General features: G+C 34.6%; 15 protein-coding genes. 5 read left to right on the forward strand and 10 right to left on the reverse strand.

The genetic code is table 11. The features are described 5' to 3' along the window. Positions 1–7: 7 nt before the first annotated feature. From NWE55_RS07650 to NWE55_RS07665, 4 genes are all read right to left on the reverse strand, one after another. Positions 8–1009 carry a vWA domain-containing protein gene (locus tag NWE55_RS07650; protein WP_155091965.1) on the reverse strand — a complete coding sequence of 334 codons (1002 nt, stop codon included), beginning with the start codon at positions 1007–1009 and terminating at the stop codon, positions 8–10. A 2-nt stretch (positions 1010–1011) separates the two neighbouring features. Next, the gene (locus tag NWE55_RS07655) at positions 1012–2631 is read right to left on the reverse strand and encodes a BatD family protein (protein WP_155091966.1); all 1620 of its coding nucleotides are present in this window, start codon (positions 2629–2631) and stop codon (positions 1012–1014) included. A gap of 5 nt (positions 2632–2636) precedes the next feature. Continuing rightward, positions 2637–3500, reverse strand: coding sequence for a DUF58 domain-containing protein (locus NWE55_RS07660; RefSeq protein ID WP_155091967.1), 864 nt, complete (start codon positions 3498–3500; stop codon positions 2637–2639). 88 nt (positions 3501–3588) lie between these two features. Next, positions 3589–4593 carry an AAA family ATPase gene (locus tag NWE55_RS07665; RefSeq protein ID WP_155091968.1) on the reverse strand — a complete coding sequence of 335 codons (1005 nt, stop codon included), beginning with the start codon at positions 4591–4593 and terminating at the stop codon, positions 3589–3591. A gap of 166 nt (positions 4594–4759) precedes the next feature. Here NWE55_RS07665 and NWE55_RS07670 point away from each other — a divergent pair, with 166 nt between their 5' ends. The 3 genes from NWE55_RS07670 to NWE55_RS07680 are packed head-to-tail and all read left to right on the forward strand — an operon-like array spanning position 4760 to position 7236. After that, a complete protein-coding gene (locus tag NWE55_RS07670) occupies positions 4760–5899 on the forward strand; it encodes a DUF5929 domain-containing protein (RefSeq protein WP_160339722.1) in 1140 nt (379 codons plus the stop codon). Between the two features lie 3 nt (positions 5900–5902). Beyond that, a complete protein-coding gene (locus tag NWE55_RS07675; RefSeq protein WP_160339723.1) occupies positions 5903–6637 on the forward strand; it encodes a metallophosphoesterase in 735 nt (244 codons plus the stop codon). A 41-nt stretch (positions 6638–6678) separates the two neighbouring features. After that, positions 6679–7236, forward strand: coding sequence for a DUF3575 domain-containing protein (locus tag NWE55_RS07680; protein WP_155091970.1), 558 nt, complete (start codon positions 6679–6681; stop codon positions 7234–7236). 712 nt (positions 7237–7948) lie between these two features. On the opposite strand, the gene amaB is transcribed toward NWE55_RS07680, so the two are convergent. The 6 genes from amaB to dut all read right to left on the reverse strand — a co-directional run bounded on the left by amaB (position 7949) and on the right by dut (position 14388). Further along, on the reverse strand, positions 7949–9496 hold the full coding sequence (gene amaB, locus NWE55_RS07685; protein ID WP_155091971.1) for an L-piperidine-6-carboxylate dehydrogenase: 1548 nt from the start codon (positions 9494–9496) through the stop codon (positions 7949–7951). Positions 9497–10212: 716 nt separating this feature from the next. Then, a complete protein-coding gene (locus NWE55_RS07690; RefSeq protein WP_155091972.1) occupies positions 10213–10749 on the reverse strand; it encodes a 3-hydroxyanthranilate 3,4-dioxygenase in 537 nt (178 codons plus the stop codon). Positions 10750–10763: 14 nt separating this feature from the next. Further along, on the reverse strand, positions 10764–12020 hold the full coding sequence (locus tag NWE55_RS07695) for a murein hydrolase activator EnvC family protein (protein WP_155091973.1): 1257 nt from the start codon (positions 12018–12020) through the stop codon (positions 10764–10766). Between the two features lie 15 nt (positions 12021–12035). Next, positions 12036–12818 (reverse strand): lipoprotein insertase outer membrane protein LolB1, encoded by a 783-nt coding sequence (lolB1, locus tag NWE55_RS07700; protein ID WP_258204685.1) that lies wholly within the window; start codon positions 12816–12818, stop codon positions 12036–12038. Positions 12819–12907: 89 nt separating this feature from the next. Further along, positions 12908–13918 carry a sugar phosphate nucleotidyltransferase gene (locus NWE55_RS07705; protein ID WP_155091975.1) on the reverse strand — a complete coding sequence of 337 codons (1011 nt, stop codon included), beginning with the start codon at positions 13916–13918 and terminating at the stop codon, positions 12908–12910. Positions 13919–13950: 32 nt separating this feature from the next. Continuing rightward, complete coding sequence (gene dut / locus NWE55_RS07710) at positions 13951–14388, reverse strand: dUTP diphosphatase (RefSeq protein ID WP_155091976.1); 438 nt, start codon at positions 14386–14388, stop codon at positions 13951–13953. A 501-nt stretch (positions 14389–14889) separates the two neighbouring features. Here dut and xseA point away from each other — a divergent pair. After that, entirely contained in the window at positions 14890–16368 is a 1479-nt protein-coding gene (gene xseA, locus NWE55_RS07715) for an exodeoxyribonuclease VII large subunit (RefSeq protein ID WP_155091977.1), read from the forward strand. After that, the gene (gene xseB / locus NWE55_RS07720) at positions 16338–16532 is read left to right on the forward strand and encodes an exodeoxyribonuclease VII small subunit (protein WP_155091978.1); all 195 of its coding nucleotides are present in this window, start codon (positions 16338–16340) and stop codon (positions 16530–16532) included. The genes xseA and xseB overlap by 31 nt, the downstream gene beginning before the upstream one ends. Positions 16533–16544 lie beyond the last annotated feature (12 nt).

Raw genomic sequence — 16544 nt, forward strand, 5'->3', positions numbered from 1 at the left:
AATAAACTTATATAAATCCTCTAAAAAGAGTTTTTCTTAGTATTATTTCAATGCTTAAGAGAATAAAACTTATTAAAGCAAACAAGTGAAATTTCTCATCTGTATTAACGAACTTTTGCTCGTCTATTTTTGTCTTCTCTAATTGGTTGATTTCTTCATAAATATTTTTTAAGCTATCTGTGTCAGTTGCTCTAAAATATTGTCCTCCTGTCATCTGAGCGATTTCCTTCATTAATTCTTCGTCAATCTCTACTTGGACTTTTTCATATACAACTTCTCCATTAGGTTTCATACCTACTGGTGAATCTGCCAAACCATTTGTACCTATACCAATAGTGTAAACTTTTATGTTGTATTCCTTTGCTATTTTTGCTGCCAATATAGGATCAATTGCTCCCGTATTATTTACTCCATCTGTTAATAGGATAATGACTTTACTCTTAGCAGGACTATCTTTTACTCTGTTTATCGCTGTTCCCAATCCTACGCCAATAGCAGTACCATCTTCAATTTCATTGCTATACGTTATGGTGCGCAGTGCATTTAAGATAAGTGGCTTATCACTTGTAGCTGGAGTTTTTGTATAAGCTTCAGCAGCGTAGATTACAATTCCTATGCGATCACTTACGCGTTGTTTGACAAAGTCAGCAGCTACAGTTTTCAAGGCTTCCAATCGATTAGGCTGTAAATCTCTCGCTAACATACTTCCTGAGATATCCATTGCCATGATAATATCTATACCATGTGTAGAATGTATCTGATGATCCACACTGATTATTTGAGGTCGTGCTAATGCTACAATCAAGGTTGATAAAGCTAATAGCCTTAGTACAATAGATACAGGTAGTAGCTTTATGAGAATTGATTTACTATTTCTTATTCCTTTTGTCGTACTTAACTTTACTGTAGCATGTTGTTTTTTTCTATTGATATACCAAATATAAAATGCCACTGGTAGCAATAGAAAAAGCCAAAATAACTCTGGATTTAAAAAAGTTACATTTTTCATTATCATTTTTCTTCATTGTATTGAATTGATTCAAATACTCTTTGAACTAATTCAACTGCAAGTTTATCATTATTTCGATAGAAAACCCATATCTGACTACGGTTCTCACCATATTGGGTCAGTACTCCTTCAAATTCTATTTCTTCTATTTTACCTGTCTCCGTATCTTCTAATTTGAAACTACCAAATACTTCTGTACCTACTATACCTTTTGAGTTCTCAAAGTCATCTTCCTCATATTGTATATCCGTTACTTTGTAATTTTGCGTAATTGCCTTTATCGCATGAGCGATTATTTCCTTCTCAGTTGATTTGAACTCTTTAGTCGTTACTGAATTACTCAATATCATACTGATAGGGTCCTCCAAAGTTTTGAATCTAAACTGCTGTATTGATTCTAAACCATCAAGTTTCGCTTCTTGAATTACAGTTTCATTTTTGCGTACTAACACGACTGGAGTAGTAATAGTGATACCTGGATTTGACCCATACGTACTACTAATCCATTCTTTTTCCAATAGTTTCTTTGTGTTGTTAAACGTAAATAGACTGTACTCTCTTTCACTTGCAGTAGTGAAGTAATAGCCTATTCCTGTAAGTAACATTAAGAAAACGGATACGCCAATTGGCAACCAAATACGAAAGCGCATACGGCGTCTTTTCCTTTCTTCTCGTCTTCTAATTCGCTCTGTCTGAGTAGCTGCAGATATAGGATAAGCCTCGTTAATCTTATCTACGATTCCCTGTATCTTACTCGTATCTCCTTGGATTTCACTCTCAGTTGGTTGAGATTTGGCAAACTTTACTAAGTCAGCTGTTTCGAGAATTCTTTTGAACTCATTGATAACCTCTGGTTTTAGTTTGATATTCTTATCTCTTAAAGTGTTTTTTAAGAGTATCATAATCTCATAGGTGGTCATTTCTCTTGCAGAAATATCAAATGTATCTTCAAGAAAGTTTCTTACGACATTACTCATCTCTGAATAATATGGTTTAGCATCTCCTCTCGTCCAGTTCTTTTTCTCCTCAAGTTTTTTTAATTTCTTGACTGCTTTCTCATAAGGGGTTTTATATTTATCGTCCTCAGTTAGGTTTTTCTCCTGCTTGTATTTAATGAATAAGTACAATGCTATACCTACGACGATGGATAAAACGACGAAAATGATGTAATACCAGTAAGTAGAAAATGATGCACCCTCTTTTGAAATACCCTTAATTTCATATAATGGAGTTTTTAGAGTATCTACTTGTACAGGTAATACGTTAATTCTTACCGAATCAGTCTTGAACATTGATGCATCTACAATGACTGGTACCTGCGGAAGAGTGTAGGAACCTTCATCGAATTGCGTTAAATCATACTTCTTGATTAACTCTATATCATCTTGTTTTACAACTGTATCTGTCGGATAGTTCTCTATGACTTCAAAAGCTCCAATTTGTTCTGTTTCAGGAAAAGTAATCTTTGTCCCTTCTTTAGTATGGGCTGTAATTGTATAGGAGAAACTATCACCTATTTTTATTTGAGTGGTATCTACTTTAGACTCAATTCTATTTTGAGCGTACAGCGTACTACTAAAAAATAATAAAGTTGTGAGTATATATAGAAATTCCTTTTTCATGATTGTTATCTTGATTTGAAGTAGCCTAAGAGTTTTTTTACATAACTGTCATTTACCTCTATGTTGATTGTACCTGCTCCACATTTTTGAAATACTTTTAAGAATTTCTTTTCCTTTTTCTGGAAGTAGGCTTCATATTCTTTACGCGTACTTTGACTTGAAGTATTGAGTACCACTTCTTCTCTTGTCTCAGCATCAAATACTGTTATTAAACCGACATTAGGTATTTCTTGTTCGCGTTTGTCATAGACGCGAATACCAGTAATGTCGTGTTTCTTTGCAGTAATCCTCAATGTAGATTCAAAGTTCGGTGTGATAAAGTCTGAAAGGACAAAAACAATAGCTTTTTTCTTTAAAACTTTCGTAGCGTACTCTAACGCATGTGCTAAATCAGTATGCTGACTCTTAGGTTTGAAATCTAATAATTCGCGAATAATACGCAGAACATGCGTTTTTCCTTTCTTGGGAGGAATGAATAGCTCTATCTGATCTGAAAATAGAATTAGACCAATCTTATCGTTGTTTTGTGTAGCTGAAAAAGCTAAAGTTGCTGCTATTTCGGTTACGATTTCATTTTTAAAAGTATCTGTTGACCCGAAGTTTTCAGAGCCACTAACATCAACCATTAACATTAGTGTTAATTCGCGTTCTTCTTCGAAGACTTTGATATAAGGTTCGTTATATCTTGCCGTTACATTCCAGTCTATTGCTCTTACATCGTCCCCAAACTGATATTGTCTAACTTCGGAGAAAGTCATCCCTCTACCCTTAAAGGAAGTATGATACTCCCCTGAGAATATATGATCACTTAATCGCTTTGTTTTTATTTCAATTTTTTTGACTTTCTTTAAAATGTCTTTGGTATCCATAGCATATCTTTCAAAATGTTCAAACTTCAAAACCTATTTGTAGATCAGTACAAATAGGTTAAATCAATTACCAGAAGAACCTTAATTATTAAGGCACTTCTATTTCATTTACAATTTGATTTATAATATCTAATGAAGTGATATTTTCAGCTTCAGCTTCGTATGTCACTCCAATTCTGTGTCTTAATACATCTACTACTACTGCGCGTACATCCTCTGGAATAACATAGCCTCTGCGCTTAATAAACGCATAACACTTGGCAGCTGTTGCTAAGTTGATACTTCCACGAGGAGAAGCACCGAAACTAATAAGTGGTTTTAATTTTTCTAATTTGAATTGCTCAGGATATCTTGTTGCAAATACAATGTCTAAGATGTATTTTTCAATCTTCTCATCCATGTATACCTTCTTAACAACCTCTTGAGCTCGTTTGATCTGTTCTAAAGTTACAACAGGGTTTATTTGCGGTTTTTCTCCCGCTAAATTTTGACGAATAACAAGGCGTTCTTCCTCTAACTTTGGATAGTCAATCACCGTTTTCAACATGAAACGGTCCATTTGAGCCTCTGGTAATGGATAAGTACCTTCTTGTTCAACTGGGTTTTGGGTAGCCATTACCAAGAACGGTTGCTCTAATTTATATGTCTCATCACTGATAGTTACTTGTTTCTCTTGCATCGCTTCCAAAAGTGCAGACTGTACTTTTGCCGGTGCACGGTTTATCTCATCTGCTAATATAAAATTGGCAAAGATTGGCCCCTTACGGATACTGAAATCATTTTCCTTTACATTGTAAATCATTGTCCCTATAACGTCCGCAGGTAGTAAGTCTGGAGTAAACTGAATTCTATTAAAACTTCCATGTACTGCTTTTGAAAGTGTATTAATAGCTAAGGTCTTTGCTAAACCTGGTACTCCTTCAAGTAGAATATGACCTTGTCCTATCAATCCAATTAATAGACGATCAATCATATGTTTTTGTCCTACAATAGCTTTGTTCATTTCCATTGTCAACAAATCAATGAAAGAACTTTCTCTTTCAATTAATTCGTTTAATTCACGAATATCATAATTTGAAGCTGTATTATCCATACTTGTTTGTTTTGTTAAATAGACTCTTTTTTAAACCTTTACGCAAATTGGAAAAATATTCTTTATATAGTTGTTAATATATGGTTAAATGTAAAATGCTTAATTTGTAATTAAGCGTGAATTATGACTTTCTTTTTATAATTTTAAGAAGTAAAATTGAAATGATGTGATTAACAAACGTTTACTAATTAAAAATATACTCGGGTATTACGACGAAAATAGCTTCTACGATAAGAAAAGACAGCTTAATCTACATACTAAGTCAGGCAAAGCTAAGTTTCTAAAACATATCTGTGCCTTGTCTAATTCAAACCCTAACAACAATTCCTACTTGCTTGTGGGCATTGAAGATACAGATAATTATATTACGGGCGTAGATTTTTATGACGATAGTAAAATTCAGAATCTCGTAAACGCCTATTTGGAGAATGCACCCAGCATTGTCTACGACAATGTTCCTTTTGGTTTATTGCCTAAGGATAAGGTAGTTGGATTAGTGACGATTAAGCCAAATGGACTTCTAACTACGTTTAAAAGAAAAATTAATGAGATAGAGGAAGGGACCTTTTTTTACAGAGTTGGGAGTACTTCTGTTCCGAATGAAAAGGTACCTATCGAAGATAATAGCAAAGTTGTGACAAGTATCGAGAATGTTTCACAGATCGACTTTAAGACGCTTTTAGATACAGTTGTCAGTTTTGTAGCTGATACTCACAAGGATTTAAAAGCCAGATATAGTGTCTTTAAGGAGCAGTTTATCATTTGTTGGGCTGGAAACAAAATGAAAGTTCGCGGAACTCCTTTTTACTCCCGAGTGGATATCCTGTTTGTCAACGAGCAGATTCAGCTTTTTTACTCTGATTTGGATGCTGTTACTATCTACTATGACGACAATGAATTTGTTATTACTGAGTATCTAAATTTGGGTCTGAATGACAAAACATCTTATTATCCTTTCGAAGAGGTAGCTATTCACTTTTACGACAATGGAACTTATGGTATTTCAAATACTTTATTATTTGATCCGCCCAGCTACAATCGAAATATACTAGGGCATATTTATGGGAGTAGTATGAATGTCATTTATAAAATCCAAAATGAAATGCGATTGACCTCTAAAGAAGAACGCGTTTTAAACAAATTGTGTTTCAATATGATGTTGTGTTACCTCAATGGTTTCGACAAAGCTATTGACGAACTACTCGAGGTTAAAGATTACCTAAAAAAACACAGTGATCCTCAATTGTTTGTAGCCTTTAAAGAAGTAATGCGTATCTTGCGTAAGCTTAAATATGAAATGGATTAGGTAATGAATAGAACACTTGTTATTGGTGATATTCACGGTGGATATAAGGCTCTGCTACAAGTTTTAGACCGTGCAAATGTCACTGCAAATGATACTCTTATTTTTTTAGGAGATTATGTAGATGGATGGAGCGAATCCGCTCAAGTAGTAAACCTACTATTAGAATTAAAACTAAAACAGAAGTGTATCTTTCTTCGAGGAAATCACGAAACGCTTTTGGTACATTGGTTAAGAACGAAAGAAACGAATAAACTATGGGAGTATAATGGAGGAGATGCCTCTATGAAATCGTATAGTCAGTTAAGTGAAATAGAGGTACAGAAACATTTAGATTTTTTTGACTCTTTAATGAATTACTATATTGATGACAAAAATAGATTGTTTGTACATGCCGGGTTTACTAATCCAAGAGGTATTACGGATGAACATTTTGAAGAAAGTCTGTATTGGGATCGTACTTTGTGGGAGCTTGTCATGAGTATGAATGCGAATCTTTCTCCAGATGATATCTTGTACCCTCGACGCTTAAAGCATCACAGCGAAGTATACATTGGTCACACACCAGTGACTCACTTTGGTTTTACAGAACCAACAAACTTTGCTAATGTGTGGAATATTGATACAGGAGCTGCTTTTTTAGGAAAGATATCCATACTTGATATTGATTCTAAGGAGTTTTGGCAAAGTGACACCGTGGCCGCTATGTATCCAGATGAAGAAGGTAGAAACCATAAATAACTGAGTATTTTATTATATTTGCTGTTAAATCAAATTAGAATATGAAAAAACTATTTTTAGGACTAATGTTTTTAGCTTGTACTTTTGGAGCAAAAGCACAGGCTTTAAATGAGGTTAAAATAAATGTTTTGAATACATTAGTATTAGCTTCTGTTGAGTTAGGGTACGAACATTTTATCGATCATAACCAATCGATCGGTGCAAATTTCAATATCAATGATCGATTTTCTTATCACGCTGAAAAGAACAGTAAGAATCAAAAGTTTAAGACAAATAGTTTAATGGTTAATTACAACTATTACTTTGGAGGTAAGACTGGTGCTAATGGTAGTGGTTATGTGGTTACTCCTTTTTTGAAATACAGATTTGGAAACTTTGAAGAAGATAAATGGAATGAAATAGATGCTGTAGATCAAACTGTAAAAGTAGATATGGACAGTTTCATATTTGGTGTTGGAGTAGGGTACAAATGGGCTTTGGGTGATTCATTTACTATCAATCCATTTGCAAATATTGCAAGAAACTTCAGTAGTGAGGTGAACGACCGCTTTTCAGCTATTGAGTTTAATGCAGGTATCAATATTGGATATAGATTTTAGAACGTAATAAGAGATAAATACTTTTTCAAAAGGAGTTCCTTCAAGGAACTCCTTTTTTTTTGACTTTATGCCCTATATTGATTGTGCTTATTTGTCTGTTATTCACTTCATTATTGGTGGTTTAATGTTTGATTTGTATAATTCTTTTAGTGTGAATTAGTGTAAATTTAGGTGATTGTTCAAGGATGTTTTTAAAGGGAATACTCTATTTCACTGTACTACATTACTGGCTTAGGTTGCTGTTTTGACTCTGCCTGGAGTAGTTGAGTTTAATTCTTTGATCGACCGTGCCTGCTTCAGTAGTAGTATATAATTAGCAATGAGGACTAGTATTAATTACCTAAAATATGATCTGTTATGAGTAGATTTCAAAAGACGGGAGCACTTGTCTGCTTCTTTTTTATACTTATTTTTAGTTTGTACCTTTCTTTTTTTAAGGGGAGTGGTATTAGTTTTTTGAACTATGAAATGTATCTTAACAATGCTGACTTTTATTTCAACCTACTTTTAATTTTGATTGCAGAGGGATTAGTTTTGTACTCTTTTTTAAAATTAATTAAATCCTTGTAAGATTGGTAGATGCGTTCGTTAATACGGCTCAGAATAGTGTATAGCGCGTGATTCATTGTAGCTTATAGAGATAAAATATAAAAAGGGTTCACTCAGTGAACCCTTTTCTGTGTATTGCGATAAGTATTTATTATCTATTCGTTTAGAAATCAAATTTAATACCTTGAGCTAAAGGTAACTCAGTTCCGTAATTGATGGTATTGGTTTGACGTCTCATGTATGCTTTCCAAGCATCTGATCCGGATTCTCTACCACCTCCTGTTTCTTTTTCTCCTCCGAATGCACCACCGATTTCAGCTCCAGATGTTCCGATATTGACATTGGCTATTCCACAATCTGATCCTGCATGAGATAAGAACAATTCCATTTCTCTCATGTTAGTAGTGAATATAGATGAAGATAATCCTTGAGGAACGCCATTTTGCATAGCTATTGCCTCTTGAATATCGCTGTATTTCATAACGTATAAGATTGGGGCAAAGGTTTCTGCTTGTATGATTTCGTAATCATTTTTACCTTCTATGATACACGGTTTTACATAGCATCCACTTTCATAACCTTCACCTGAAAGAACGCCTCCTTCTACAATTATTTTACCTCCTTCTTTTTTTGCTTTTTCTATTGCGTTTAAGTAATCTTGAACAGCGCCTTTATCAATTAGTGGACCTACGTGATTAGTTGCATCAAGAGGGTTGCCTATTTTTAACTGTGCATACGCTTTTTGAAGTACTTCAATGGTTTTGTCATATACGCTTTCGTGTACGATAAGGCGTCTTGTACTTGTACAGCGTTGTCCTGCTGTTCCTACTGCTCCAAAAACAGCACCAACTAAAACCATGTTGATATCTGCATGTTCAGAAACAATAATAGCATTATTTCCTCCTAATTCTAAGATGGTATTTCCAAATCTTTCAGCTACGGTTTTTGAAACGTGTCGGCCAATGCGTGTTGATCCTGTAAAGGAAACTAACGGGATACGGTGATCATTATTGATCAAATCACCACATTCGTTCCCAACTACGAGGTTACATACTCCTTCAGGAATATTGTTTTCCTTGAAAACTTTAGATACTATATTTTGACATGCTACTCCACATAGAGGCGTTTTTGAACTTGGTTTCCATACACAAACGTCTCCACAAACCCATGCAATCATTGTATTCCAACTCCAAACTGCTACTGGGAAGTTGAATGCTGAAATAACACCAACAACACCTATCGGGTGCCATTGCTCATACATCCTATGCTGTGGTCTTTCAGAATGCATCGTTAAGCCATACAACTGACGAGAAAGACCTACTGCAAAATCACAGATATCGATCATTTCCTGTACTTCTCCCAATCCTTCTTGTAAGCTTTTTCCCATTTCATAGGATACAAGCTTTCCAAGATATTCTTTGTTTTTGCGTAATTCATCACCTATTTGACGAACAATTTCTCCTCTTTTTGGAGCGGGTACATTTCTCCAAGTCTTAAATGCCTCCGTTGCCGTTTGCATTACTTTTTCATAATCATCAGCAGTAGATGCCTGTACTTTGCCAATTAAAGCGCCATTTACTGGAGAGTAAGATTCAATTATTTTTCCATTTGAAAATGAATTTAATCCCGTAGATGAACCGTGATTTATTTCTTTTAAGCCAAGCTTCTGTAAAGCTTCTTCAATACCAAATTGGTTATTTAAGTTTGCCATTTTCTAATTTATTAGGTTTTTATAGTTGATTGATTGCTAATATATAAAAATTGCGGCAAATGATTATAAGTGTCTTAAAATCTTTGAGATTACTGTTTGATTAGTTTACTTATTTCATTCATTTAAGGCGCTTTATCATAGCTATACGTGTTTTTTTGAACCTTTCATAGCCGTGTTTTATAATTTTCGTCTTGGGCAGTCAATAGGGGATAGCCGAGGCATTGTGGTTTCTTGTTATTCGAATTGTTTATTGCTTTGTTTTAGAATGGTGATTTGTGTTGTTTTCCTCGCACTTTTTCTGGGTATGCTTAGGGGTTTCTGGGAGTTTTCTTCGGAAAACACCCCTTTTTCCGAAGAAAAGTGCAAGAATACCCCAAGAAAGGTGCAAAAAACTCCCAAGGTATTGCCCTCTTTTTTTGTACTTAGGAGGTCTTTAAGTCATTAGTCATTTTATCTACTTCGTAGAGGGGATTAAGGCTCTATTTTGAATGTGTTCTTGGGGTAAATTGGTTTGTTTAGTAACTGCTAATCTTTCAGTAATGTACAAGCATTTACGGAATAGAGAATTTTCACGGACTATATTTTTAGCATAGTCACTTATCTTTGGAATAGCTGATGCATTGCTATATGAAATTTTTAGTTCGTTAAAGAAAAATCCCCATTGTTATCTTTAAATAACAATGGGGATTTTTTATATGGATAGATTAAGTGTTATTTCACTTAGTGAATTTTGGGTCTGATTCCATAATGTGGTTACAGTTCTTACACGTTCTTAATTCTTCTGAGGAATAAAAGTCGTTAAAATGGGGTAAGAAGTCAGTTTCTATGTTTGTTAGTTCAAAGTAGACTTCGTGTAGTTTGTGGTTGCACTGCTCGCAATACCACAATAATCCATCTTTCGTATTTTGTCCTTTCGCTCTCTTCTTTTCAATCACTAAGCCAACTGAGTTCTCTGTTCTAATTGGTGAATGTGGAACTTTGGCTGGCAATAAATAGATATCACCTGCTTCTAAAGTGACTCTTTTTCGCTCGCCATTTTCTTGAATGTCAATGTAGATGGTCCCTTGTAGTTGAAAGAAAAACTCCTCTGCTTCGTTATAGTGAAAGTCTTTACGAGCATTCGGTCCTCCAACGACCATAACGATATAGTCATCTGATAACGGATAGATGTTTTTGTTGCCTACAGGAGGTTGAAGTAAGTTTTTATTATCTTCAATCCATTTATATATATTGATACTTTTTTGATTACTCATTGCTTTAAGCCTTTTTAATTACTTCTACTCAACCAAGATTGTGGATTGTTAATATCCGCATTATGAGTTAATAAGAATTTTAAGACAGTCTTACCACTGCTATTGGTATTAATGACACCAATGCTTTGTTTCAGACTTACACTATCTCCTTTTTTGACGTATACTTCACTTAGGTTTTGATATACTGTGATATAATCACCATGTTGAATAAGTACAGCCTTATTTCCCCCTGGTAATACTTGGACTTGTAGGACTTCTCCTTGAAAAACAGCTCTTGCTTGTGCTCCTTGTTCAGTCGAGATTTCTACACCACTATTGTGTATAGTCAAATGTTTTTGTACTGGGTGAGGCTGATCTCCGTACGACAGTGATATATATCCTTTTTCTACTGGCCAAGGAAGTTTTCCTTGGTTAGCTTTAAAGTTATCAGCGACTAATTTACCTTCTGGAGTTAATTCAAATGTAGCTGACGATGAAGTCGCCGTTGACTTAGTCGTTGTCTTACCCGCTTTGGCTGCTGCTTCTCTTGCTTTTCTATTTGCCTCGGCAATTGCTTCGCGGATAAGCTGTTGTATTTTTTTGTCTATTTCTTTTGTTTGTTCTTGTTTCTTTTTAATCTCGTCATTGTATTTCTTTTGATCTTTTTTGACGATTTCCATTAAATTAGTCTGTGAACTTAAATCTTGTTCTAATGCTTTTTGATTGCTTTTTTGCTCCTCAAGCAGAACTCTTTGTTTTTCTTTATCTATGGCAAGTTTGGCAATCTTTTTATCGAGAACTTCTTTTTTCTCCTGTAATTCATCCCCTTGTTCTTTTCGGTATTCAGCATATTGTTTCATATACTGTAGGCGTTTGTAAGCTTGCAGAAAGCTATCTGACGACAGTATGTACATTATGCGGCTTTGATTGGATTTACTTTTGTAGGATTTTTCTATAATATTAGCATAGTCCTTTTTTAGTTTCTCCAATTCAGCTTCAAGTACGTTGATCTCTTTTTGAGTTTTCGCGATATTGTTTGTCGTTACCGTAATTTGCTGTTGAACATTATTGATCAATTGGCGATTAAGGGATATTTTGCGATTGAATTCTTCTATTTCGGATAATATATTACGCTCTTTTGTTCTCTCTACTTGCAATAGCTTTTGCACAGACTTGATTTCGATCATAATCTGTTGCTTTCTGCGTTCAAGTTGTGCTTGAGTTTCTTTTTGTTGGCTCCAGCTGAATGCAGATGTAAGTAGTAGTGCTATTGTAATATATTTTGCTCTCATATGTAGCGAGGTTCCCTATTGATTTATTTTAATTTCTTTGTATCCGCTTGGTACTTTATATTGAAAATTGGTTTTTTCATTAAATGTTACCTTTTCATAACGAATGTTCAAATTTATGCTTTTTTCTTGTTCAGCCTTAATATTTATTTCAGTAGGCGCTGTGTACTTTCCAATTCGCTGATAATTTGGATAGCTGATAGTTACTTTTCTATTTTGCTGTGGTTCCGAAATTTCTTCTTTTTTCAACAGGCCATTTTTGTCCTCGAAATAATAGGTAGATTGTACATCAGTATCGATAGTTGATTCTATTTTATGTAAGCCTTTTGCAATACTTGATTGAAGGTTGTTTGTTTTGTCTTTGCTATCGAGCGCTTGTCCCAGTAATAGGTTTTGAAATCGGTTAAAATCCAATTCAGTACCAATCCATTGCGTAAGGATATCAAAGGTGCCTTTGAAGTAAACTTTGTTCCACTTATCATAGAATTGAACTTGCTCAGGTGTGATCAACGCTTTAGCTACTGGAAAACCAATGTAGCGTATATTGAGCATGATTTGCTTGTCTTTTTCTATGGAGATGTCTATAGCAAACTTTTGACTTTGCTTATCTGTTTCATAAGAGGCTGAACTTCGAATTAAGGTTGTCTTAAAGTTCTGTGCGTGTTTACTGTGTTCATTTAAGATAGTAAGGACAGTTTTTGTATTTGTCGCATTGCCTTCGTCAAGGTTTAAACTATTCTTGTTTTTTTTACAAGCTACTAAAAGGGTAAGACAAAATACCACCAACAAGATTTTTTTCATATCAAATTTGCTTCTTAAACGGGTTTAATGAACCAATATAACTAAAAAAAATCCGTTTTAAACTGCTTTTAAAACGGATTTAAGATTTTTTATTCTAAAACGGAATAATCTCCAATACTTATATTAGTGTGTTTGCCATCATAGACAGCGTGGTTTCCTACCATCGCATTGTCTAAGTTTGCATTGCGAATAATTGAGTTTGTTTGGATCAAACTGTTTTTGATTGTCGCATTTTCTACTTTTGTGTTTTCTCCTAAGGAAACATTTGGACCTACTGTAGCATTTCTTAAAACTACATTGTCTCCAATAAAACAAGGTGGTATGATTGTGCTGTTTTCATTTACTACAGTTGGAGAAATGTAATTTGCATTTTCAGCTTCTAAGAAACCAAGCATTCTATTGTTGGTGTCTACTGTTACATTTTTGTTACCACAGTCCATCCATTCATCTACTTGCCCAGGCATGAATAACATTCCTTTCTGTTTCATGTTTTCTAAGGCATCAGTTAGCTGATATTCTCCTCCCTTGATGATATTATTATCCAAGAGATATTCTAATTCACTGCGTAAAGTTTCTCCACTTTTGAAATAGTAAATCCCTATAATTGCTAAATCTGAAACAAATTCTTTCGGTTTCTCCACGAAATCGATAATTTGCTTTTTGTCATTCATTTTTACAACTCCAAAAGCACTTGGGTCTTTTACTTGCTTAACCCAAATAACGCTATCGGCATCTTTGTCTAAGTTGAAATCAGCGCGGAATAATGTGTCTGCATAAGCTACGACAATTGGTCCTTGCATACTTTCTTTAGCACATAGGATAGCATGAGCCGTTCCCAATGCTTCATTTTGATAACAAATGGTTCCTTTCGCTCCTAATTTCTCAGCAATAGTGATCAGATCTTTCTCAACATCCTTTCCAAAGCTTTCGTGAATAATGAATGCTATTTCTTCTATCTTGTCATTTAAAACCTTAGCAATATCCTCTACTAATCTGTGTACTATCGGCTTTCCTGCTATTGGTATTAAAGGTTTAGGTACTGTAAGTGTATGGGGGCGTAAGCGAGATCCTCGTCCTGCCATTGGAACTATAATCTTCATTTGTTAAATCTTTTTATTAATATTTTCTTTTACTATTTGCGACCTGTACTTCCAAATCCACCTTCTCCTCTTGTGGTTTCAGTTAATACTTCAACGGGTTGCCAAGCAATTTGTTCATATTTTGCTATAACCATTTGAGCGATTCTCTCTCCATTTTCGATTGTGAATGGCTCTTTGGATAAGTTGACTACAATCACTCCTATTTCTCCTCTATAGTCTGCGTCGATTGTCCCAGGACTGTTTAATAGAGTGATTCCCTTTTTTGCAGCTAATCCGCTTCGAGGGCGTATCTGTGCTTCATATCCTTCAGGTAGTTCTAAGTACAATCCTGTAGGTATAATTGCTCTTTCTAAACTTCCCAAAGTTACTGCTTCACTTAAGTTTGCTTTCAAATCCATACCTGCAGATTGTGCAGTTTCGTAATTTGGTAAAGAATGTTGGGATTTATTAATAATTTTTACTGTAGTCATAGTCTAATTTTAAATAGGTCACAAATATAAAAAAGTTATAGCTAAGTAAATAATATTACTCCTATTAGTAGACAATATATCCCTGTGATTGCTGTATTATGAGTTTTAATTTTCAAATAATTTGATTTCATTATGGGTGTTTTTGTTCGCTTTTCTAAGGTATAGACCTGGTTTCAATGGTAACTTTAGGTACTATTTACTTTTGTTGTATTTGATTAGTAAATGCTATAATAAGTTCCACTTTTGCGATGAAGAGTGCCATGGCTTTCTTATACCCAAAAGTGCTTAAGTGATTCAAAACAATTTCTATAGTAGTTTGTAATCAGCGAAAGGCAATTGACAACTTATTTTATAAATCCCTTTTTTAGAGTTGTTTGTTATTGTTAATCAGTTTGTTATATGGTGTTTTGGACTTTTGTGTGTAATGCTAAAGTTAGTAGCAAAGCATCTTTATTTATATTGATATAAAGGTTGTATTTTTGTTAGTCTAAGTTTTTTGCCGTGAAAGAGGAAATCAAGTGGTTTACATTAAGTACTATTTTAGGTAGGGTAAAACAGATATTTGACGAGTCTATATCTGGACATACTTTTTGGATGAAAGTGGAGATCTCTCAGTTTAAGAGAGATAGGAGAGGGCATGTTTATTTAGAATTGGTAGAGAATAGTGACGGAGTTATTCTTGCTAAAGCAAGGGGAACCATTTGGAATCACGTGGCGAATGTCATCTATTCTAAGTTGGATAAAGAGGCAAATAATATTCTAAAAGAAGGTGCTGAAATCTTGTGTTTATGTGAAGTTGTTTATAATGTGGTTTTTGGTCTTTCGGTTAATGTATTAGACGTTGATTTGAGTTTCTCATTAGGCGAAGTTGAACGAAGAAAGCAAGAGGCAATTAAGAAGTTAGAGGCTAATGGATTACTCGATTTGAATAAGAAGCTTTCTTTTCCTCTTGTTATTCAGAAGATTGCTTTAGTTGGATCCTTGAATACTGCTGGGCATATTGATTTCATTAATCAGTTGGAGTACAATGAGTATGGATTTGCCTTCGATATTGATTACTTTGATTGTCGTGTACAGGGAGATAATGCTCATGTGGAAATTATTAATAAGCTAAATCAGATTCCTGAAAATACCTATGATGTTGTTGTTTTGCTAAGGGGAGGTGGTGCAGCTTTGGACTTGGATGAGTTTAATAACTATGCCTTGGCAGAAGTATTAGCGAGATTGCACACAGCTGTATTTACTGGTATTGGTCATGAAGTCGATACAACCGTAGCTGATTTTGTGGCTAATAAAAGGTTTAAAACACCCAGTGCTGTCGCTGCTTTTATTGTTGAAAGAGCTGTTCAGTTTCACACGCAGGTAAAGAGCCTTTATGATAGTATCACTTCTATTGCCAAGCAGCAAGTTGAGATTCAGGGACATGTATTAGAAAAACTTAGTTCTCATTTGAAAATTGAAACTTCAAGAGTGTTGTTGTATGAGAAGAACAAGCTAAAATCGGATGTTAATTTGCTTGTTGTTGAATCGAATGGACGGATTCAAAAAGAGCGTTCGGCGATTAACCTTGCAAGTCAAACCATACATTATGCTCCAAGTTCAATTTGTTTAACTGAACGCAACAAACTGCGTGAGAAGGGAAGCCTGGTAGCGTACTTGTTTGGTGAGAATCTGAGAAGTAATAAGCAGAACATAGCACAACTCCGTGAGGTTTTGGAGTTGAGGGTTTCTTCGACTTTGAAAAAGGAAAAACTCAGAGTAGAACACTTGGAGCAGATTCCGAATTTATACGACTTGGATTCACTGATGAAAATGGGACTGGCTATTGTCTGGTATCAGAATAAGACAATTAATGAATTTACTTCACTTCGTGAAGGGGATGTCATTCAAGTGGATGTATTTAATAAACGTTTCGAAATTGTAATTAAAGATATAAAAGAGAAAGAAAAATGGAAACACTTACCTATGAAAGCGCAGTAAAAGAATTAGAAGCTATTCTAAGCGAATTAAAGGATAACCAAGTGACAATTGATGATTTGGCAGTTAAGGTGGAAAGAGCTTCTACGCTGATTGTATTCTGTAAGGAGAAGCTATCTAATACAGAGTTAAAAGTAGAGAATATTATTGAGAAATTAGGTTTATAGTCAATCACTTGG

The organism is Myroides albus (assembly GCF_024722315.1).
Lineage (GTDB): Bacteria > Bacteroidota > Bacteroidia > Flavobacteriales > Flavobacteriaceae > Flavobacterium > Flavobacterium album_A.

Coding starts and splice junctions, on each gene's coding strand:
- NWE55_RS07650 (WP_155091965.1), bottom strand. CDS start 1,009: ATGAAAAATGTAACTTTTTTAAATCCAGAGTTATTTTGGCTTTTTCTA.
- NWE55_RS07655 (WP_155091966.1), bottom strand. CDS start 2,631: ATGAAAAAGGAATTTCTATATATACTCACAACTTTATTATTTTTTAGT.
- NWE55_RS07660 (WP_155091967.1), bottom strand. CDS start 3,500: ATGGATACCAAAGACATTTTAAAGAAAGTCAAAAAAATTGAAATAAAA.
- NWE55_RS07665 (WP_155091968.1), bottom strand. CDS start 4,593: ATGGATAATACAGCTTCAAATTATGATATTCGTGAATTAAACGAATTA.
- NWE55_RS07675 (WP_160339723.1), top strand. CDS start 5,903: ATGAATAGAACACTTGTTATTGGTGATATTCACGGTGGATATAAGGCT.
- NWE55_RS07680 (WP_155091970.1), top strand. CDS start 6,679: ATGAAAAAACTATTTTTAGGACTAATGTTTTTAGCTTGTACTTTTGGA.
- amaB (WP_155091971.1), bottom strand. CDS start 9,496: ATGGCAAACTTAAATAACCAATTTGGTATTGAAGAAGCTTTACAGAAG.
- NWE55_RS07690 (WP_155091972.1), bottom strand. CDS start 10,749: ATGAGTAATCAAAAAAGTATCAATATATATAAATGGATTGAAGATAAT.
- NWE55_RS07695 (WP_155091973.1), bottom strand. CDS start 12,020: ATGAGAGCAAAATATATTACAATAGCACTACTACTTACATCTGCATTC.
- lolB1 (WP_258204685.1), bottom strand. CDS start 12,818: ATGAAAAAAATCTTGTTGGTGGTATTTTGTCTTACCCTTTTAGTAGCT.
- NWE55_RS07705 (WP_155091975.1), bottom strand. CDS start 13,918: ATGAAGATTATAGTTCCAATGGCAGGACGAGGATCTCGCTTACGCCCC.
- dut (WP_155091976.1), bottom strand. CDS start 14,388: ATGACTACAGTAAAAATTATTAATAAATCCCAACATTCTTTACCAAAT.
- xseB (WP_155091978.1), top strand. CDS start 16,338: ATGGAAACACTTACCTATGAAAGCGCAGTAAAAGAATTAGAAGCTATT.